The organism is Pseudomonas sp. NFACC39-1, assembly GCF_900110355.1.
Classification (GTDB): domain Bacteria; phylum Pseudomonadota; class Gammaproteobacteria; order Pseudomonadales; family Pseudomonadaceae; genus Aquipseudomonas; species Aquipseudomonas tehranensis.
The window spans coordinates 39,424-59,157 of record NZ_FODL01000003.1 but is presented as its reverse complement, the minus strand read 5'-3'; the positions used below and the strand labels follow the sequence as shown (position 1 = coordinate 59,157).

At 61.4% G+C, this 19,734-nt stretch carries 17 protein-coding genes; 7 read left to right on the top strand and 10 right to left on the bottom strand.

What is annotated here, in order from left to right; genetic code table 11:
* The first annotated feature begins 1 nt into the window (after position 1).
* Entirely contained in the window at positions 2-1,576 is a 1,575-nt protein-coding gene (locus BMY45_RS07230) for an ABC transporter ATP-binding protein (protein ID WP_092396101.1), read from the top strand.
* 12 nt (positions 1,577-1,588) lie between these two features.
* Here BMY45_RS07230 and BMY45_RS07225 read toward each other — a convergent pair whose 3' ends face one another.
* Together BMY45_RS07225 and BMY45_RS07220 are read right to left on the bottom strand one after the other, a co-directional pair.
* Positions 1,589-2,923: a methyl-accepting chemotaxis protein gene (locus tag BMY45_RS07225; RefSeq protein ID WP_092396099.1), complete on the bottom strand. Its 1,335-nt coding sequence runs from the start codon at positions 2,921-2,923 to the stop codon at positions 1,589-1,591.
* Positions 2,924-3,093: 170 nt separating this feature from the next.
* Positions 3,094-3,309: a TIGR02450 family Trp-rich protein gene (locus tag BMY45_RS07220; protein WP_092396097.1), complete on the bottom strand. Its 216-nt coding sequence runs from the start codon at positions 3,307-3,309 to the stop codon at positions 3,094-3,096.
* A 224-nt stretch (positions 3,310-3,533) separates the two neighbouring features.
* Here BMY45_RS07220 and BMY45_RS07215 point away from each other — a divergent pair, with 224 nt between their 5' ends.
* The 4 genes from BMY45_RS07215 (at position 3,534) to BMY45_RS07200 (ending at position 9,537) form a co-directional block, all read left to right on the top strand.
* Complete coding sequence (locus BMY45_RS07215; protein WP_092396095.1) at positions 3,534-4,949, top strand: sigma-54 interaction domain-containing protein; 1,416 nt, start codon at positions 3,534-3,536, stop codon at positions 4,947-4,949.
* 255 nt (positions 4,950-5,204) lie between these two features.
* Positions 5,205-6,596 carry a GntP family permease gene (locus BMY45_RS07210; RefSeq protein WP_092396093.1) on the top strand — a complete coding sequence of 464 codons (1,392 nt, stop codon included), beginning with the start codon at positions 5,205-5,207 and terminating at the stop codon, positions 6,594-6,596.
* Between the two features lie 7 nt (positions 6,597-6,603).
* Positions 6,604-7,380 (top strand): 3-hydroxybutyrate dehydrogenase, encoded by a 777-nt coding sequence (gene hbdH, locus BMY45_RS07205; RefSeq protein ID WP_092396091.1) that lies wholly within the window; start codon positions 6,604-6,606, stop codon positions 7,378-7,380.
* Between the two features lie 201 nt (positions 7,381-7,581).
* Positions 7,582-9,537 carry an acetoacetate--CoA ligase gene (locus BMY45_RS07200; RefSeq protein WP_092396089.1) on the top strand — a complete coding sequence of 652 codons (1,956 nt, stop codon included), beginning with the start codon at positions 7,582-7,584 and terminating at the stop codon, positions 9,535-9,537.
* Positions 9,538-9,698: 161 nt separating this feature from the next.
* Here the strand turns inward: BMY45_RS07200 and BMY45_RS07195 are convergent, their stop codons facing one another.
* A complete protein-coding gene (locus tag BMY45_RS07195; protein WP_092396087.1) occupies positions 9,699-10,814 on the bottom strand; it encodes a PilT/PilU family type 4a pilus ATPase in 1,116 nt (371 codons plus the stop codon).
* A 134-nt stretch (positions 10,815-10,948) separates the two neighbouring features.
* On the opposite strand from BMY45_RS07195, the gene BMY45_RS07190 reads away from it, so the two are divergent.
* Both BMY45_RS07190 and BMY45_RS07185 read left to right on the top strand, forming a co-directional pair.
* On the top strand, positions 10,949-13,486 hold the full coding sequence (locus BMY45_RS07190; RefSeq protein ID WP_092396085.1) for a PAS domain-containing protein: 2,538 nt from the start codon (positions 10,949-10,951) through the stop codon (positions 13,484-13,486).
* 48 nt (positions 13,487-13,534) lie between these two features.
* Positions 13,535-13,810, top strand: coding sequence for a peptidylprolyl isomerase (locus tag BMY45_RS07185; protein WP_019690952.1), 276 nt, complete (start codon positions 13,535-13,537; stop codon positions 13,808-13,810).
* A 123-nt stretch (positions 13,811-13,933) separates the two neighbouring features.
* Here BMY45_RS07185 and BMY45_RS07180 read toward each other — a convergent pair whose 3' ends face one another.
* From BMY45_RS07180 to BMY45_RS07150, 7 genes are all read right to left on the bottom strand, one after another.
* Complete coding sequence (locus tag BMY45_RS07180; protein ID WP_092396083.1) at positions 13,934-14,854, bottom strand: sugar kinase; 921 nt, start codon at positions 14,852-14,854, stop codon at positions 13,934-13,936.
* Positions 14,855-15,007: 153 nt separating this feature from the next.
* The gene (locus tag BMY45_RS07175; RefSeq protein WP_092396081.1) at positions 15,008-16,225 is read right to left on the bottom strand and encodes an amino acid deaminase; all 1,218 of its coding nucleotides are present in this window, start codon (positions 16,223-16,225) and stop codon (positions 15,008-15,010) included.
* Positions 16,226-16,254: 29 nt separating this feature from the next.
* Entirely contained in the window at positions 16,255-17,019 is a 765-nt protein-coding gene (locus BMY45_RS07170) for an IclR family transcriptional regulator (RefSeq protein ID WP_092396079.1), read from the bottom strand.
* A gap of 140 nt (positions 17,020-17,159) precedes the next feature.
* A complete protein-coding gene (locus BMY45_RS07165) occupies positions 17,160-17,549 on the bottom strand; it encodes a RidA family protein (RefSeq protein ID WP_047227837.1) in 390 nt (129 codons plus the stop codon).
* Between the two features lie 42 nt (positions 17,550-17,591).
* The gene (locus BMY45_RS07160) at positions 17,592-18,398 is read right to left on the bottom strand and encodes an amino acid ABC transporter ATP-binding protein (protein WP_092396077.1); all 807 of its coding nucleotides are present in this window, start codon (positions 18,396-18,398) and stop codon (positions 17,592-17,594) included.
* On the bottom strand, positions 18,395-19,057 hold the full coding sequence (locus tag BMY45_RS07155) for an amino acid ABC transporter permease (RefSeq protein ID WP_047227835.1): 663 nt from the start codon (positions 19,055-19,057) through the stop codon (positions 18,395-18,397). The genes BMY45_RS07160 and BMY45_RS07155 overlap by 4 nt, the downstream gene beginning before the upstream one ends.
* A 9-nt stretch (positions 19,058-19,066) precedes the next feature.
* Positions 19,067-19,729 carry an amino acid ABC transporter permease gene (locus tag BMY45_RS07150; RefSeq protein WP_092396075.1) on the bottom strand — a complete coding sequence of 221 codons (663 nt, stop codon included), beginning with the start codon at positions 19,727-19,729 and terminating at the stop codon, positions 19,067-19,069.
* Positions 19,730-19,734 lie beyond the last annotated feature (5 nt).

The window sequence follows — 19,734 nt, the reverse complement described above, 5'->3', positions numbered from 1 at the left end:
GATGAGCGACAACCTGATCGAAATCCGCGACTTGAGCGTGGCCTTCAACGAGCAAACCGTGGTGCGCAACCTGTGCCTGGATATCCGCCCTGGCGAATGCCTGGCCCTGGTGGGCGAGTCAGGCTCCGGCAAGTCGGTCACGGCCCATTCGATCCTGCAACTGCTGCCGCAAACTGGCAGCCATACCACCGGCAGCATTCGCTATCGCGGTCAGGAACTGGTGGGCGCCGAGGCCAGAGTCCTGCGCGAACTGCGAGGGGACCGGATCGCGATGATCTTCCAGGAGCCCATGACTTCGCTGAACCCGCTGCACAGCGTCGAAAAGCAGATTGGCGAAACCCTCATGCTGCACAAGGGCCTGGGCGGCAAAGCGGCGCGTCAGCGCATTCTGGAGTTGCTGGCCCTGGTGGGCATCCAGAAACCCACCGAGCGCCTCAAGGCCTACCCGCATCAACTCTCCGGCGGCCAACGACAGCGGGTGATAATTGCCATGGCCCTGGCCTGCGAACCGGAACTGTTGATTGCCGACGAACCGACCACCGCGCTCGACGTGACGGTGCAACGCAAGATTCTGCTGCTGCTCAAGTCTTTGCAGCAAAGACTCGGCATGTCATTGCTGCTGATCAGCCACGACCTGAACCTGGTGCGCAGCATCGCGCAACGGGTGTGTGTGATGAAGGCCGGGGAAATTGTCGAACAGGCGCCCTGCGAAACACTCTTCAGCGCACCGAAACACCCCTACAGCTGCGAGCTGTTACGCGCCGAGCCGGAAGGTGAAGCGCTACCTCGAGACGAACGCGAGGAGGTGTTGCAAGTGCAGGATCTGCGGGTGAGCTTCGCCCTGGGTGGCGGGCTGTTCCAGCGCAAGGAATACTTGCGCGCCGTGGACGGTATCAGTCTGGACGTTCAGCGCGGCAAGACCCTGGGTATCGTCGGCGAATCCGGTTCCGGCAAATCCACCCTCGGCCAGGCGATCCTGCGGCTGATCGAATCCGAAGGCAGCATCCGCTTCCAGGGACAAGCCCTCGATCAGCTGTCACAGAAAGACCTGCGACCGTGGCGCAAGCAAATGCAGGTCGTGTTCCAGGACCCGTTCGGCAGCCTCAGTCCACGGATGTCGGTGCAGCAGATCATCAGCGAAGGCCTTGAGATCCACAACTCGTCCAGTTCCGAGCAATGCGAAGCACAAGTGATCAAGGCCCTCAAGGAAGTCGGCCTCGACCCGCAGAGCCGCCATCGCTACCCCCACGAGTTCTCCGGCGGTCAGCGCCAGCGCATCGCCATCGCCCGTGCGCTGGTGCTCAAGCCGGCCCTGATCCTGCTGGACGAACCGACCTCAGCCCTGGACCGCACCGTGCAGAAGCAAGTGGTCGCCCTGCTCCGCCACCTCCAGGAAAAGTACGACCTGACCTATCTGTTCATCAGCCATGACCTGGCCGTGGTTCGCGCTCTGGCCCATGACATGATCGTGATCAAGGACGGTAAAGTGGTTGAGCGCGGCGCCTGCCGTGACGTGTTCGACTCGCCTCAACACCCCTATACCAAGGAGCTGTTGGCGGCGGCATTTGTGCAGTAAACCCTGATTCACTCAGGCGCCACGTCGTTGATCCAGCGCTTGAGTGAACTCACCCATCACCTCCACAACCTGCTGCGCGCCTCGATGAATATCCAGAATGACAGTGCCGGCCTGGTTAGCCAGTTTCACGCCCTGCTCTGCCTTGAGCGTGCTCGATTGCATGCTGCTCACCGCTTGCCTGGCCAATTCACGGTTCTTGGCGACAACCTGAGTAATGGCCACGGTTGATTGACTTGTCCGTCGCGCCAGGTTGCGCACCTCATCGGCCACCACCGCAAAACCGCGTCCCTGCTCCCCAGCGCGAGCCGCTTCGATGGCTGCATTGAGGGCAAGCAGATTGGTCTGTTCGGCGATGCCGCGGATGGCGTCGACGATGCTGCCGATTTCCTCGGACTGCGCACTCAGGGCCGCTATCCCGGCAGACACCTGCAGAAGTTCATCAGCGATGCTTTGCACCACCGTAACGGTTTGCTGAACCACACACGTGCCCAGCCGGGTTTGCTCATCGGTCTGCCGGGACGTTTCGAAAGCAAGTCCGGCCGCTCTTGATTCGCTTTGGCGCTGCTCGACTTCGCGAGTGCTGTCGGTGGCGAACTTGACCACTCCGTACAAACGCCCCTGGGCATCGTAGAGAGGATTGTAGGTCGCCTGCAGCCAGACAGTCGCGCCTCGATTGTCGACGCGTTCGAAAAGGCCGCTCTTGTACTCTCCGCGATTGAGCCCGGCCCAGAAGCCACGATAGGCTTCGCTCTGGACCTCGCTTGGCTTGCAGAAAATCCGGTGGTGCTGGCCCCGAATCTCTTGCAGGCGGTACCCCATGACGCTCATGAAGTTGCCATTGGCATTGACGACCTGGCCGCTCAGATCAAATTCGATAACCGCCATGGAGCGGTCGATCGCTTGCATAAAGCTGGTTTCGGCCTGGGCGCGCAACACCCGCTCGTTGATATCGCGAACGAACATGATGATGCGCTGCACCCTTGCATGCTGATCGAGCACGGGGACACAGCTCGCTTGCACCCACAGCCAGCTTCCATCACGCCGCAAATGCAGAAACTGGCTGTCGACAGAAGAGCCCTGACCCAGCTGCTGCCATAACGCTGAGCACTCGGCGCTGCGTGAATAGGCCGGCTCACAAAACATCGAATAATGCTGGCCGAGGGTTTCGCTGAGTGAATACCCCATCATGTGCAAAAAAGCCGGGCTGACCTCGAGTACCTCACCCGTCGGAGTGAACTCGATGATCGCCATGGCCTGATGCAAAGCCGTCCGTTCGGCTTCAAGGATGGCCTGTCTGGCCTGGGTTTCGTGCAAGGCGTCCTGATGCTTGCGAGTACGAATGAACATGGATGGCGCTCCCGGTGGCTTTGAATGCGTGGCCGTCACAACACGAAGGCAGAGATGCCCATCGCTAGATAGCCGCCATTAAGCCACTACTGCGGGAATACTTGTACAGATTTTTAATTATGTATAACTATCAACAACCATTCCGATCTCTATGACACCACCCAAGCCAATCAGCACCAGCCCATTTTCCAATGCTTGCTGTCGCGTAGCTCACGCCAGTCGAGCAGCGCCACACGACCGCTATACACAGCCTCAAGCTCAACCTTAACGGGCGTTCCCTGCTCATCACAGAGCAGCTGGGTGACGAGAAAATGCTTTTCCCGATCGGTTGGCTCGCAGGCCGTCCATTTGGAGAGCTTGAGCTTGTGTGGATTGATTTTATTCATAAATGCGCTCATAAAAATGTACAGACTTAAAACAACTGTACAACTTTATCGATCTGCCCACTACTGAGCAGATCCGCCGACGCTCAGGGTTTGACCTCAACGCTCGCCATGGCAAAGAATGCCGGCGGAGTATTGCCGGGGCAGCCCCTCCCGGCATAATGCCGCTCTTTGGCAACCCCTTTGATCGGAGGATGCCGGCAAATCCCACCTTCTGGAAATGCCCGATGAACCCCACCGAAAGCCTCAAGGATTACAAGCGCGTGCGCACGCTGGCGATCCGTTCGTTGTTCGAGATCATCGAGCAGTCCAGCGAAGGCACGGTGATTGTCGACCGTGACGCGAACATCGTCTGGATGAACGAACGTTATGCCCGGCGCTTCGGCCTGAACTCGGCACAAGAAGCCATCGGCCGAGCGTGCGAGAGCGTGATCCCCGGCAGCCTGCTGCGCGAGGTGGTGCGCACGGGCCGGCCTATTCTGCTGGACATGCAGGACACGCCCAAGGAGCCGCTGGTGGTGATGCGCCTGCCGATCCACGACAGCGCGGGCGCGGTGATCGGCGCCATCGGTTTTGCCTTGTTCGATGAACTTCGCAGCCTGTCGCCGATGCTCAAGCGCTACCTGAGCATGCAGGAAGAACTGGCCTCCACCCGCTCGCTGTTGCGGGCACGGCAGACCCGCTACAACTTCGCCCATTTCATCGGCACCAGTCGCGCCAGCCTGGAGGTCAAGCGTCGTGCCCGGCGCAGCGCCAGCGCCGATTCACCGGTGCTGCTGCTCGGTGAAACCGGGACCGGCAAGGAACTGTTGGCCCAAGCGATCCACGGTGCTTCGCCGAGGGCGCACAAGGCGTTCGTCAGCATCAACAGCGCGGCAATCCCGGAGGCCCTGCTGGAAGCCGAGTTCTTCGGCACCGCCCCGGGGGCCTTCACCGGCGCCGACCGCAAAGGCCGCGCTGGCAAACTGCAGATCGCTCAGGGCGGCACATTGTTCCTGGACGAAATTGGCGACATGCCGCTGCCGCTGCAAAGCAAACTGCTGCGGGTCTTGCAGGAAAAAGAATACGAACCGGTGGGCTCCAACGAGGTGCTGCAAAGCGACGTGCGGATCATCGCTGCCACGTCCATGGATCTGGAAGCGGCGATCAAACGCGGAGAGTTTCGCGCCGACCTGTATTACCGCCTCAACGTGTTACCGATCCAGGTCCCGCCGCTGCGCGAACGCCTGGATGATTTGCCGGCCCTGAGCGAGGCGATCCTCGAAGAACTGCGCAGCCAGCACGAACTGGACCGCGACGCACTCGAACTGCTGGCGCAGCACGCCTGGCCGGGCAACATCCGGGAGCTGCGCAATGTGCTGGAACGAACCGCGCTGCTCAGTGACGACCTGCTACTCACTGCCGCCGATATTCGAGCGGCCATTGGGACTTTCACGCCGGTCGCCCGTACGTTGAATCCAGATCAGGCACCGCTGCCGCAAGAAACCTTCAGCCAGGCGCGGGCACGATTCGACCGCCATTTGATTGAAACCACCCTGGCGCAATGCGGCGGCAAGGTGACCGAAGCGGCCGAGCGATTGGGGCTGGGAAGATCGACCTTGTACAAGAAGATGGTGGCGCTGGGGATTGCAGAGTCTCAATAAAGAGACTTACATCTCTATTTTGAGATAAAACAAGATCGCAGCCTTCGGCAGCTCCTACGCGGCATTTGCAAGCCTCTGTAGGAGCTGCCGAAGGCTGCGATCTTTTTAGTGTCTCAACTAAGAGAAAATTTTCATTATCTTTTTAAAAAAATATAAATAATTTCTTATATTTCAATAGCTTATACATCTGGCACAAAACTCGCTAAAGCCTCTCCCACCGTTTCACCACAAAAATAACAATCCAGGAGACACACCATGAGTGTGATCATTGCCTTGGCAGCCCTCACGCTGCTGATGGTCGCCGCCTACCGTGGCTACAGCGTTATCCTTTTTGCCCCCATCGCCGCCCTCGGCGCCGTCCTGCTCACTGATCCTTCCGCCGTCGCGCCTGCCTTCACCGGGGTGTTCATGGAGAAGATGGTCGGCTTCATCAAACTGTATTTCCCGGTGTTCCTGCTCGGCGCGGTGTTCGGCAAGCTGATCGAGCTGTCGGGCTTCTCCCGCTCTATCGTCGCGGCAGCGATTCGCCTATTGGGCACGCGCCAGGCCATGTTGGTGATCGTACTGGTCTGCGCTTTGCTGACCTATGGCGGCGTGTCGCTGTTCGTCGTGGTGTTCGCGGTGTATCCGTTCGCCGCCGAGATGTTCCGCCAGAGCAATATTCCCAAGCGGCTGATCCCGGCCACCATTGCCCTTGGCGCGTTCTCGTTCACCATGGACGCCCTGCCCGGTACGCCACAGATCCAGAACATCATCCCCAGCACCTTCTTCAACACCACCGCCTGGGCCGCGCCATGGCTGGGTGTGATCGGCACGATCTTCGTGTTCAGCTTCGGCATGCTGTTCCTGCAACGCCAGCGCAACAAGGCCCAGCGCGTCGGCGAAGGCTACGGCACCGAGCTGCGCAACGAGCCGGAGACCGCCGAAGACATCAAGCTGCCCAATCCCTGGCTCGCCATTTCACCGCTCTTGGCGGTCGGGATCATGAACCTGCTGTTCACCCAGTGGATTCCCCAGTGGTACGGCAAGACCCACAGCCTGGCATTGCCGGGCATGACTGCACCGGTGACCAGCGACATCGCCAAGCTCACCGCGATCTGGGCGGTGCAGGCCGCGCTGCTGGTGGGCATTGTGCTGGTGCTGCTGTTCGCCTTCAGCACCATTCGCAGCAAGCTGGCCGAAGGCAGCAAGAGCGCGGTGGGCGGTGCGCTGCTGGCGGCAATGAACACCGCCTCGGAATATGGTTTCGGTGCGGTCATCGCGTCCTTGCCGGGTTTTCTGGTGCTGGCCGACTGGCTCAAGAACATCCCCAATCCGCTGGTCAATGAAGCTGTGACCGTGACCCTGCTGGCGGGCATCACCGGCTCTGCTTCGGGCGGCATGAGCATCGCCCTGGCGGCGATGTCCGAAACGTTCATCAGCGCCGCCAATGCTGCCAACATTCCCTTGGAAGTGCTGCACCGGGTCGCGTCCATGGCCAGCGGAGGCATGGACACCCTGCCCCACAACGGCGCGGTGATCACCCTGCTGGCGGTGACCGGCCTGACCCACCGTGAAGCCTACAAAGACATTTTCTGTATTACGCTGATCAAGACCCTCGCGGTTTTCGTGGTGATCGGTGTGTTCTACGCCACTGGCATTGTGTGAGGTTCGTATGACAACAACTTTATCCGGCAAGACCGCCCTGGTGACCGGCTCCACCAGCGGCATTGGCCTGGGCATCGCCCTGAGCCTGGCCAAGGCCGGCGCCAACCTGATCCTCAACGGCTTCGGCGATGCCTCGGCGGTGATCGCCGAGGTGAAACAGTTTGGCGGCATGGTCGGCCATCATCCCGCCGATGTCAGCGACCCGGCGCAGATCGCCGACATGCTCGCCTACGCCGAGCGGGAGTTCGGCGGCGTGGACATCCTGGTGAACAATGCGGGTATCCAGCACGTGGCCGCCGTGGAAGATTTTCCGGTGGAGCGCTGGGACTCGATCATCGCCATCAACCTGTCCTCGGTGTTCCATGCCACGCGCTTGAGCCTGCCGGGCATGCGCACCAAGGGCTGGGGGCGGATCATCAACGTCGCCTCGGTGCACGGCCAGGTCGGCTCGGTGGGCAAGGCGGCCTATGTCGCGGCCAAGCACGGGGTGATTGGCCTGACCAAAGTGGTCGGCCTGGAAACCGCCACCAGCAACGTGACGTGCAACGCCATCTGCCCTGGCTGGGTGCTGACACCGCTGGTGCAGAAACAGATCGACGACCGCATTGCCACGGGCGTCGATCCGCAACAGGCGCAGCATGACCTGCTGGCCGAGAAGCAGCCTTCCCTGGAGTTCGTCACCCCGCCGCAACTGGGGGAACTGGTGCTGTTCCTGTGCAGCGAAGCCGGTAGCCAGGTACGCGGCGCGGCGTGGAATATTGATGGTGGGTGGTTGGCTCAGTGAATTTTTTGCGATCCCTTGTGGCGAGGGGATTTATCCCCGACTTGTGGGAGCAAGGCTTGCCCGCGATGAACGAAAACGCGGTTTAGCTGTTAAACCTCGGCGCGGCCATCGCGGGCAAGCCTTGCTCCCACAGATAAATCCCCTCGCCACAAGATTGGGTCGTTCTATAGTTTATTTGTACATAAAAACAAGAGGCACCCCATGTCCGACATCCTCTGGCAACCCACCCCCGATCGCATCGCCCAGTCACGCATGGACGCCTTCCGCCGGTTCATCAACGAGCGGCATCAACAGCAACTGAGCGATTATCCCGCCCTGCACGCCTGGAGCATCGACCAGCGTGAAGCCTTCTGGCAGGCCATCGTCGACTTCTTCGAGATCCGTTTTCAGCAGGCGCCCCGCGAAGTGCTGGTGGAAGGTGAGCAGATGCCCAGTGCCCAGTGGTTCCCAAGCGCAACCTTGAACTTTGCCGAACACCTGCTGCGCCGTCGTGACGAGGCCGTGGCTGTGGTGGCGATCGATGAGCACGGTGATCAGGAACAGTTGACCTGGGCCGAACTCGCCGCCCATGTCGCCGGCCTGCAAAAGAGCCTGCAAGCGGCGGGGGTGAGCAAGGGCGACCGGGTCGCGGCGTGCATGCCCAACACCTGGCAGACGCTGGTGGGCATGCTCGCCACCACCAGCCTGGGGGCGATCTGGTCGTGCTCCTCGCCTGACTTCGGCACCCAAGGCGTCATCGACCGGTTCGGCCAGATCGAGCCCAAGGTGCTGATCACCTGCGCCGGTTACCGCTACGCCGGCAAGGTCATCGACCAGCGAGCCAAGGTCAACGAAATCCTCGAACGCCTGCCTTCGCTGCAGCAACTGATCATCCTGCCCTACGCATGCCCTAACGCCCACGTCGAAGACTTCAAGACAGCGGCCAGCATCGCGTTGTGGAGCGACTTCTACCGCTGCGGCGGCGAACCGGCGTTCGTCGACGTGCCGTTCGATCATCCGCTGTACATCCTCTATTCCAGTGGCACCACCGGCGTGCCGAAGTGCATCGTCCACAGCACCGGCGGGGTGTTGCTGCAACACCTCAAGGAGCATGGCCTGCATGTGGACCTTGGCCCGGAAGATCGGCTGTTCTACTACACCACGTGTGGCTGGATGATGTGGAACTGGCTGGTGTCGGCCCTCGCCGTGGGCAGTGCGGTGGTGCTCTACGACGGCTCACCGTTTCACCCTGGCCCCGAGCGCCTGCTGGACCTGATCGACCAGCAGCGCATCAGCGTATTCGGCACCAGCCCCAAATACCTGGCGGCCCTGGAAAACCAGGGTTTGAAACCGCGACACACCCACGACTTAGGCAGCCTGAAAACCATCCTGTCCACCGGTTCGGCTCTGGCGCCCCACAGCTACGACTACGTGTACCGCGACTTCAAGCCCCAGGTGTGCCTGGCCTCGATGTCCGGTGGCACCGACATTGTGTCGTGCTTCGTCAATGGCAATCCGTTGTCCGCCGTTCGCCGCGGCGAGATGCAGGGCAAGAGCCTGGGCATGGCGGTGCAGGTCTGGAACGAGGCAGGCCAAGCGGTCATCGGTGAGAAAGGTGAACTGGTCTGCACCCGGCACTTCCCCGCCATGCCCATTGGCCTGTGGAATGATCCGCAGCAGGAAAAACTGAGGGCCTCCTACTTCAGCCAGTTCCCCGGTGTGTGGGCCCAGGGGGACTACGCCGAGGAACTGCCTCACGGCGGTTTCTTGATCCACGGGCGTTCGGATGCCGTGCTCAACCCCGGTGGTGTGCGCATCGGCACGGCGGAAATCTATCGACAGGTGGAAAAGGTCGAGCAGGTGCTGGACAGCGTTGCCATCGGCCAGCAATGGCAAGGTGATGTGCGAGTGGTGCTGTTTGTACGCCTGCGCGACGGGGTGACCCTGGATGAGGCCCTGGAGCAGCAGATCCGCCAGGTGATCCGCGCCAATACCACCCCGCGCCATGTGCCGGCGAAGATCCTGGCAGTCCGCGACATCCCGCGGACCATCAGCGGCAAGGTGGTGGAATTGGCGGTGCGCAACGTGGTGCATGGCGAGGCGGTGAAAAACACCGATGCCCTGGCCAATCCCGAGGCGCTGGAGCAGTTCAGGGATCGGGTGGAGCTTACTACCTGACATTCAAAGCTTCGCTGGCCATGCGGGCCTCATCGCGAGCAGGCTCGCTCCCACATTGGTCGGTGATGAATACAGGATTTGCAAGCACCCTCGATTCCCTGTGGGAGCGAGCCTGCTCGCGATGAACGATAACGCGGTATGCCTGTAGAACCACCAATCCATCAATCCATCAACCCCCACTCCCCCGCCGCCGGATCGGGCGGCGGCGCGGCGTCGGACTCGGCATGCAACTTCAACCGCAACCGCAGGTTGTTCGCCGAGTCGGCGTTTTTCAGCGCTTCCTCCTCATCGATAGCGCCCTCCACCACCAGGTTGTACAGGGCATGATCGAAGGTTTGCATCCCCAGTTCTTCTGACTTTTCCATGATGCCCTTGAGCTCGCCGAACTCATTGCGGCGGATCAGGTCGGCCACCGTGGGCGAACCCAGCATGACCTCCACCGCGGCCCGGCGCTGGCCGGTACGCGTGCGCACCAGGCGTTGTGACACGAACGCCTTGAGGTTGTTGCCCAGATCATTGAGCAGTTGCGGCCGGCGTTCTTCCGGGAAGAAATTGATCACCCGGTCCAGCGCCTGGTTGGCATTGTGAGCATGCAGGGTGGAGATCACCAGATGCCCGGTGTCGGCGAAGGCCAGGGCATGCTCCATGGTTTCGCGATCACGAATTTCGCCGATCAGCACCACGTCCGGCGCCTGGCGCAAGGTGTTCTTCAGGGCGGCATGAAAGCTGCGGGTGTCGACACCGACTTCCCGTTGATTGATGATCGATTTCTTGTGTCGATGGATATACTCCACCGGGTCTTCGATGGTGATGATATGCCCGCTGCTGTTGCGATTACGGTAATCGATCAGCGCCGCCAGGGAGGTCGACTTGCCCGACCCTGTCGCACCGACGAACAGCATCAACCCCTGTTTCTGCATGATGGTGTCCAGCAACACATTCGGCAGTTTCAGGTCCTCGAACCGCGGGATGTCCAGCTTGACGTTACGGATCACCATGGACACGTCATTGCGCTGCTTGAAGATATTGACGCGAAACCGCCCGACCCCGGCCAGGGAGATGGCCAGGTTCATTTCCAGTTCCCGATCGAACTCAAGGCGCTGTTCGGCGTCCATCAAAGACTCGGCGAGCCCGGCGATGTCGCCCACCTTGAAGGGCTGGTTGCTCAAGGGTTTGAGCACCCCCTCGAAACGCGCGCACGGCGGCGCACCGGTGGACATGTAGAGGTCGGAGCCATCCTGGCTCGCCAGGATGCGTAACAAGGGATCGATTTCCATGGCCTGATTGACTTCCGCGAGACTTCAATGAAACAAGCTGACCCGATGAACAAACCTTTCAGACCAACCCGCGCTTACCTTCTTCAGAGGATAGTAGACACCGTGGCTGCGACACGATTTGCAGGGCTAGCGTGATGAACGCAACACCCGCCGGCATTGACATACAGAGCCTGTTCGCCCGACGCGACTGGGCCAACAGCCCGCTGGGCACTGCCCAAACCTGGCCCCAGAGCCTGCGTACCGCCCTGGATATCGTGCTCCACTCGCCGCTGCCGATGTCCCTGCTGTGGGGGCCACAGCTGATTCATTTCTACAACGACGCCTTTAGCCGTCTGACTGGCGACAAACACCCCCAGGCGTTCGGCCAACCGACCCATTCAGCATGGCCCGAACTCAAAGACGTGAGCGGGCCGATTTATCACAACGTGTTGCAAGGGCGCACGCACACCTGTCGCGATCAGCATTGGCGGGTGCCCTTCGCCGGCCGCCTTTGCGATGTCTGGCTGGACCTGACCTACAGCCCCGTGCACGACGAAGACGGCGCGGTGGCCGGGATTCTGGTCACTGCCATCGAGACCGGTGAACGGCGACGCCTGGCCCTGGAGTTCGAGCGACGCTCAGAGGCCAGCCTCAAGGCCCAGCAGGAAAGCGAGGAACGCCTGCAACTGGCCCTGGCCGCCGCCGACACACTCGGCACCTGGGATTGGGACATCAGCGAAGACCGTTTCGTTGCCGACGAGCACTTCGCGGCGCTGCATGGCGTCGACCCGAACCTGTCGCGTCAGTTGCCCATCAGCGCCTACCTTGAAGGCGTGCATCCGCAAGACCGGGCCATGGTCACCCGCAGCATCAAGCATTGCATCACCCACGGCACCGAATATGCCGAGGAATATCGTCTCCTGCGGCCTGATGGCGAACTGCGCTGGGTGTTCGTCCGTGGTCGTTGCTACAAGGATCGCCACGGCCGGCCCAAACGCTTCCTCGGCGCGGCCCTGGACCTGACCGAACGCAAGCGTACCGAGCAGGCCCTGCGCCAGAGCCAGACCGAACTGCAGCTGATCATCAATGCCATGCCGATCCTCATCAGCTATGTGGACCGGGAAGAACGTTTTCGCCTCAACAACAGCGCCTATCTGGACTGGTATGGCCTGACACCCCAGGAGCTTTACGGCAAGACCATTCGCGAAGTGCTCGGCGACTCAGCCTACGCCGCCCGCGCCGAGCAGATCGCCGGCGCCCTGGCAGGCAAGCCGTGCAGCTTCACCGCGCAGTCGGATCATCGCGACGGCCGCCCCCGCCATGCCTTGATCAACTACCTGCCGCGCCATGGGGCCGACGGCGCGGTGAACGGTTTCTACATCTTTGTGATCGACGAGACCGAGCGCAAGAAAACCGAAGAGGCCCTGCGCAACCTCAACGAAACGCTCGAAGAACGCGTCATCGCCCGCACCCAGCAGCTGGCTGAAGCCAACCACCGCCTGCAAAACGAGATGTTCGAACGCGAACGTGCCGAGGAGGCGCTGCGCCACGCTCAGAAAATGGAGGCCGTGGGCCAACTCACCGGCGGCATTGCCCATGACTTCAACAACATGCTCACCGGCATTCTCGGCAGCCTCGACCTGATGCAGCGCTACATTGCCAGCGGCCGCACCGCCGAGATCGGTCGTTTTACCGAAGCGGCGGTCGCCTCGGCCAACCGTGCGGCGTCCTTGACGCACCGCCTGCTGGCGTTTTCCCGACGCCAGTCGCTGGACCGCAAACCGCTGGACCCCAATGACCTGGTACGTTCACTTGAAGACTTGCTGAGCCGAACCACCGGCGATCACATCGTGCTGCGCCTGCAGTTGGCCGATGAACTGTGGCCGGTCAGCACCGATGCCAGCCAGTTGGAAAACGCCCTGCTCAATCTGGTGATCAACGCTCGGGACGCGATGCCAGAAGGTGGCGAGTTGACTATCGAAACCGCCAACGTCTACCTCGACCGTGATGACCTCAATGCCTTGGAACCGGTCAAGGCCGGTGATTACGTGATGATTGCCGTCAGCGACAACGGCAGCGGCATGACTCCTTCCGTGCTGGCCAAGGCCTTTGATCCGTTCTTCACCACCAAACCCATCGGCCAGGGCACCGGCCTGGGCCTGTCGATGATCTACGGGTTTGCCCAACAGTCGGGTGGGCTGCTGAGCCTGGACAGTGTGCCGGACCAGGGCACGCGGGTGCAGTTGTACCTGCCGCGGCTGTACGTCGCGTCTGTCCAGCAGACTGCGGTGCCGGTAGCGCAGAATGCGCCGGCCGCAATCGCCGGGGAAACCGTATTGCTGGTCGAAGACGAACCGGCCGTGCGCATGCTGGTGCTCGATCTGCTCGACTCCCTGGGTTACACCGCCCTTGAAGCCCAGGACGCCAAGGCCGCCCTTGCGCTACTGGATTCCAGCCGGCGCATCGACTTGCTGGTGACCGATGTCGGCCTGCCAGGCATGAATGGCCGGCAACTGGCAGAAATAGCCCGTCAGCATCGGCCCGATCTGAAGGTGCTGTTCATGACCGGTTATGCGCAAAAAGCCGCCGAGCGCCAGGGCTTTCTCGAGCAGGGCATGGACATGGTTGCCAAGCCGTTCACCCTTGATCTGCTGGCGAACAAGATTCGGACGATGATCAACCATGGCGCCTGACTTGAGGCATAATCGCCGGCCCGTCGCACCGTTCAGGTCACTGCTGCAATGAAAGCCCAAGCCCGCCATATCCTGGTGAAAACCGCCGAAGAAGCCGAACAGCTCAAGCAACGCATCGCCAAGGGCGAAGCCTTCGATGTACTGGCCAAGAAATACTCCACCTGCCCCTCGGGCAAACGCGGCGGTGACCTGGGTGAAGTGCGGCCCGGGCAGATGGTCGGTGCAATCGATGCCGTGATCTTCAAAAAGCCTCTGCGGGTGGTGCATGGGCCGATCAAGAGCAAGTTCGGGTATCACCTGGTGCAGGTGTTTTACCGGGACTGACCCTGAGCCTGGCTCTTGTGGGAGCGAGCCTGCTCGCGATGGCGGCGGCACAGTCAATATTTCTGCAAGCTGACCCACCGCTATCGCGAGCAGGCTCGCTCCCACAGGTTTTGTGCCCAGCTATTACTTGGGCATCAACGCCCCCGGCACCTGGATCACCCGGCTCGCGAGAAGGTGCCCAGCCTCGGCGGCCTCCACCGGGCTGCCACCCAGCAAACGGCTTGCCAGGTAAGCGGCACTGAATGAGTCCCCCGCCGCCGTCGTGTCCACTACCCGCTCCACCCGCCGGGCAGGAATCTGGAAAGACTCCCCATCACAACAGATCAGACAGGGTTCGGCACCGCGCTTGAGCACGACTTCCGAAGTGCCTAGCTGCGCGTACGCGGCGAACACTTCATCGCTGTCGGCATAACCGAACAGCGCCTGTTCGTCATCCACCGTCAGCAGCGCCAGTTCCACGTAAGGCAATACACTGCGATAGGCCGCACGGGCAGCCTCCACCGAAACCCACAGCCTTGGCCGGTAGTTATTGTCGAACACCACCTCTGCCCCGCGCCGGCGGGCCTGGATCAGGGTTTCGATGAGTTTGCTGCGGCCTTGCTCGCCGAGCACGGCCAGGGTGATGCCGCTGAAGTACAGCACGTCATAGTCCGGCAGCGCCGCCAGGATCGGTGCGGCGGCCGGGGTGGTGAAGCAATCACGCACCGCCGCCTCGTTGCGCCAGTACAAAAACCGCCGCTCGCCCGCCGCGTCGGTCTGGATGCAATACAAACCCGGCAAGCGGCCGGGCAGGCGCTGAACCCTGTCCAGGCCGATATTTTCAGCCGCCCAGCTCTGGCACATGGCATCGCTGAAACTGTCGTCACCCAGGGCAGTCACGTAATCCACCGCGCCCTTGTCGCCGAGGGCGCGGGACAAATACACAGCGGTGTTCAGGGTGTCGCCGCCGAAGCTTTGTTGCAGGCTGCCATCGGCGCGTTGCTGCAGTTCGATCATGCACTCGCCGATCAGGGCAATGCGGGGTTTCGGGTTGGGGTAGCTCATGGGCGATCCTGATATTTCGATAGTGTCTGCCAGGCCGCTATCGCGAGCAGGCTCGCTCCCACAGGGGATATTGGTGAACATAAATCCTGTGTTCACCACCGCCCCCACTGTGGGAGCGAGCCTGCTCGCGATAGCCGCGACTCGGTTTCAAGGCTAGAAACACGTCTCCATGCACTCGACCACCCGCAACTGCTCATCCACCAGACACGCCACCCGCCACTTGTCGAAGGTCAGGCACGGATGCGACGTGCCGAACGAGATGATGTCGCCAACCCGCAACGCCACCCCCGGCGCCACGCTCATGAACGCATGCTGGTCCATCACCGCCGTCACCTTGCAACCGCTCAGCGCTTGCCCCGCTACCGAGTCCGAACCGGGCTCGTAACGCTTGAGCGGCACCGGCAGTCCGGCATCAAAGGCCACGTCGCGTTTACCCAGGGCGATCACCGCAAAGCCAGGCTCGGGGAGCGATTGCACGTGGGCCCAAACCTCCAGGGCCGGGCGCAGGCCTTCGTGCAGGTCGCTGCGCCGTTCCAGCACGCAGCACTGGGCCTCTTTGTAGATGCCATGGTCATGGGCCACATAACTGCCGGGGCGCAACACACTGAGGAAACGTCCGTGGGCGTTCCGCGCCTCGAAGGACTCGGCAATCAGATCGTACCAGGCTGAACCCGAGGCGGTGATGATCGGCTTGTCGATGGCGAACGCACCGTTGTCCTGCAGTTGCACCGCCAGCCCCACCAGGGACGCGGCAAACGCGCGGATGCCACTGATGGCGTGGTCACCATGGATCACGCCTTCGTAGCCTTCGATACCGGTCAGCGCCAGCGCCGGTTGCGCCCCGATCGCCTCGGCCAGGGCCAGCACCTCGGCCTCGCTCCGGCAGCCACATCGGCCGCCGACCACACCGTATTCGATCATCACGTTCAACTTCGCCCCGCGAGAGGCGAAGAACGCCCCCAGGTCAGCCACGTTGTCGGGATGGTCGACCATGCAATGGAATTCGAACGCTGGATCTGTCAGCAAATCCGCGATCAGCGCCATGTTTGGCGTGCCCACCAATTGGTTGGCCATCAGCACCCGGCGCACGCCATGGGCGTAAGCGGCACGGGTCTGCACCGCGGTGGCCAGGGTCAGTCCCCAAGCGCCGGCCTCCAGTTGGCGGCGAAACAGCGCCGGGGTCATGCTGGTCTTGCCGTGGGGCGCCAGTTCGGCGCCGCTGTCCGTAACGAACTTTTGCATCCAGCCAATGTTGTGCTCCAACGCTTGGCGATGCAAAACCAGCGCCGGCAGGCTGATATCCTGCAGCAGGTGATCGCCCGCTTGGGCGGCCCCCTTCTCCACGCCAGCGTTATGAATGGCAGAAGACATGTTCGAACTCCTCACACAGCCGTGGCTGTCTATTCATTGATGCGACGGGCCAGGTTGTTGGCGCTTTCGATCAGCACCCGGCGGTAGTCGGCGTAGTTGTTCTTGGCGTCGGCCCGTGGGGCGACGATGCACAGGGTCGCGATGGCCACGCCATTGGCGTCTTTGACCGGCGCGGCGAAGCAGTGGGTGAAGGTGTCGGCCACACTGTCGAAGGAGAAAAATCCATCGAGGCCGGCCTGCCGGATCTCTGCGAGAAATCGCTCCAGAGGCAAGCGCTCGCCGTCCGGCAGGATGAAGTCGTCGGGGTCGATCAGGTCGATGATCTGCTGGTCACTCAGATGCGCCAGCAGCAGGCGTCCGGATGCGGTCCAGGGAATCGGCGCGTTCTCGCCGATGTCCGAGGAAATGCGAAAATGCCGCTCCCCTTCCTTCATCAGCGCCACCGTGTATTTGCGCCCGTTGAGCAGGCACATCTGCGCGGTTTCCCGGGTTTGGCTGACAATTTCCTGCAAGGCGTGATCGGCCTCGCGACTCAGGTCGAAATGCCGCAGGTGCGCCTGCCCGAGAAAGTACAACTGGCGACCCAGATAGACGTGACCGTCCTTGCCCACCGGCTCCAGGATGCGTCGCTCCAGCAGCGACGCCACCAGTTCGTAGACCGTGGACTTGGGGCTGCCGATGCCGCTGGCGATGTCATTGGGGCGCAACGGCTGGCCGATTTCCTTGAGGAAATCGAGGATATCGAACGCCCGGTCCAACCCTCGGGCCCGGCGCTTGATGGTGTCTTCGGTCATTTATTGCATTCCCGTTCATTGGTCGTAGGCGCTGTCGAGTGTAACGAGGCTGGGATCTTTCCCCAGTCAATTGAGCCTTGAGCGAAAGCCCGACAGATCAAGATCAAAAGATCGCAGCCTTCGGCAGCTCCTACAACGGTTCAAGCCTTTTTCTTGTAGGCGATGCAATCGATCTCGACCTTGCAATCAACCATCATATTGGCCTGCACACAAGCCCGGGCCGGGGCATGTTCGGGGCTGAAGTATTCGCCAAATACTTTGTTGAAACTCCAGAAGTCCCGCGGGTCCTCCAGCCACACACCGCAGCGCACCACATCTTCAAGGCCATAACCGGCCTCTTCAAGAATCGCGATCAGGTTCTTCATGGTCTGGTGGGTCTGCTCGACGATCCCGCCGACAATAATCTCGCCGTTCACCGCCGGCACCTGACCGGACACGTGCAGCCAGCCGTCGGCCTCCACGGCCCGGGCGAAGGGTCGTGGCTGGCCGCCGCCTGCGGTGCTGCCGGTGCCGTAGCGCGTAATGCTCATGGGTGTTTCTCCTTGCTTGTAGCCATCAAAGGTTCAATAGAATTAAAAACGGGTGTTCTTGAGAAATTCAGCCAGCCGCGGCGACTGCGGCCGTTCGAACAGTTCCTTCGGCGGGCCCTGCTCTTCGATGCGGCCCTGGTTCATGAACACGATCTTGTCGGACACCTCGAAGGCAAAGCGCATTTCGTGGGTCACCAGCAGCATGGTCATGCCATCTTCGGCCAGCCCCTTGATCACGTTCAGCACTTCGCCCACCAGTTCCGGGTCCAGGGCCGAGGTCACTTCGTCGAACAGCATCAGGCTGGGGTTCATGGCAATCGCCCGGGCGATTGCCACACGCTGCTGCTGGCCGCCGGACAACTGACCGGGAAAATGATCGCGCCGCTCCAGCAGGCCAACCCGCTCCAGCCATTTCTCGGCCAGGGCCACGGCTTGGTCCTTGGGCAGTTTTTTCACCTTGAGCAGGCCCAGGGTGACGTTCTGCAACGCCGTCAAATGAGGGAACAGGTTGAATTGCTGGAAGGCCATGCCGGTCATGGCCCGGTGCCGGGCGATGACTTTTTCCGGGTGGCGCACACGCTTGCCGCCCACCTCGTCATAGCCGATGGCCTCGCCATCGAGCACGATCTGCCCGCCCTGGAATTCTTCGAGCATGTTCACGCAACGCAGCAGCGTGGTTTTGCCCGAGCCACTGGAGCCGATCAGGGTGACGACATTGCCGCGCTGCATGCTCAGGTCCACGCCCTTGAGCACTTCCACCGGGCCGTATTGTTTGCGCAGACCGCGAATATCCAGCAGCGGTTGGGTGTTGGAGAGCCCCGTATGGGAGAGATTCGAAACGTCAGTCATGGCAAAGCCACCCGCTTTTCAATGTGCCGCCCGAGCAATTCGATGGCGTAGTTGATGATGAAAAAGAGAAAACCGGCGAACAGGTAAAACTCCAGGGTCATGAAGGTCCGGGCGATGATCTGCTGAGTGCTGAGCAGCAGTTCGGCAACGCCGATCACCGACAACAGGGTCGAAGCCTTGACGATTTCGGTGGAGGAATTGACCCAGGTCGGCAAGATCTGCCGCAGCGCCTGGGGCAACAGCACGTAACCCAGCGCCTGGAAGAACGTCAGGCCGATGGCCTGGCTTGCCTCCATCTGCCCACGGGGCAAGGCCTGCAAGGCACCGCGCACGATCTCGGCCACATGGGAGCCGCAAAACAGTGTCAAGCCCAAGGCGCCGGCCTCGAATGCGCCGATCTGCCAGCCCAGGGCCGGGGCCATGTAGAAGCAGGCCAGCACCAACACGAACACCGGGGTGCCGCGAATCACGTCGACGTAGAAACGAAACGGCGCGCGCATCCAGAAGCGGCCGTAAGTCAGCACCAGCCCGGCGAACAGGCCGATCAGCGTGCCTAACAAAATCGCCAGCACCGAGCACTGCACGCTGGTCAGGAACCCGGCCCACAGCGTCTCCCGGGCGACCCACAACTCATGTAACCAACTGGGGGATTCGTACATGGAACACTCCTAACGGCGGATCGCCAGGCGCTGCTCGAAATAGCGCAACAGCATGGCAATGAGGTAACAGGCCGCGACATACAGGGCCGTGGTCACCAGCCAGGTCTCAATGACCCGGTAGCTTTCCACGTTGATCTTGCGGGCGTAGTAGGTCAGCTCCGGCACGGCAATCGCCGCCGCCAATGAGGTGTCCTTGAACAGCGAAATGAAGTTATTCGACAAGGCAGGCAACACGTTGCGCAGCATCACCGGCACGGTGACGTAGGCCTTGACTTGCCACTCGCCCAAACCGATGGCCAGCCCCGCTTCACGCTGGCCCTTGTGAATGCTCAGCAGCCCGCCACGGAACACTTCGGTCAGATAGGCTCCGGCGTACAGCGAGAGCGTGATGACGAATGAGGGGATTTTGTCCAGGCGAATACCCAGGCTTGGTAACGCGAAGTAGATCAGCAGGATCAGCACCAGGATCGGCGTATTGCGGATCACCGTGACATAGACCGAGGCCAGCACCCGCAACGCGCGGTGCTTGCTCAGCAGCGCGAAGGCCATCAGCAGGCCGATCACGCAACCGATGGCGATGGACACCAGCGCCAGGGAAAGCCCCAGGCCGAGCCCCGCCAGCAAGGTGTCGAAATCGCGCCAGACGGCGGCAAAGTTCAACTGATAATTCATGGTCG